The organism is Aerococcus sp. L_32 (assembly GCF_050689315.1).
Map to the genome: position 1 here is coordinate 1 of NZ_JBOEQF010001103.1, position 613 is coordinate 613.

Genomic DNA, 613 nt, shown 5'->3' on the forward strand with positions numbered 1-613 from the left:
AGCGTAATCAACAGTGACTTTAGTATTTTCTGGTTTGCGTCCAAATTTCACTGTCACATTTTTATTAGACGCTTCTTTCACATCTAATAACTCTTGGTGTACCGCATGTACAACTGTATCACGGTTTACTTTCACCTCACCAAAGTCATTACTCGCTTTCAAGGTACGTGATTTTGCTGGTGCGACCAAGGCCCAAATTAAAGCAACCGCAAAATAAATAAATGCAAGTGCCAATAGCACAATGACCGTATTCACTAATATTTGATTAGACACAATATATTGGTCAACAAAGTCACTTACGTATGGTATTGGATAAATGACTGCAGCTGTTGCCACTACCGCTAATAAAACTAAGAGTGAAAATAGGATTTGAAGGAACTTTCTCAATCCACCCATTCACTCACCTCCTTCATCTAGCTTCTATATATGATATAAGTATAGCTTATCATTTTAAAGTTAAGTGTACAAATATTTTGCTGTGAAAATGGCAATAAAAAAGAAGGTATTAACCGTTACGACGGTCTCTACCTCCAACTGTAATTTCTTCACTTAAATACTTGATTCTTTCCATGATACGAGCTGATTTTGCCACATCTACCCCTTCTCTAGTCGT

1 protein-coding gene is annotated in these 613 nt (G+C 36.7%); it reads right to left on the bottom strand.

All coding sequences use genetic code 11. The features are described 5' to 3' along the window. A partial coding sequence (amaP, locus tag ACRCJ0_RS18390; protein ID WP_431391600.1) for an alkaline shock response membrane anchor protein AmaP occupies window positions 1-396 on the bottom strand: 396 nt, incomplete at its 3' end. Window positions 397-613 lie beyond the last annotated feature (217 nt).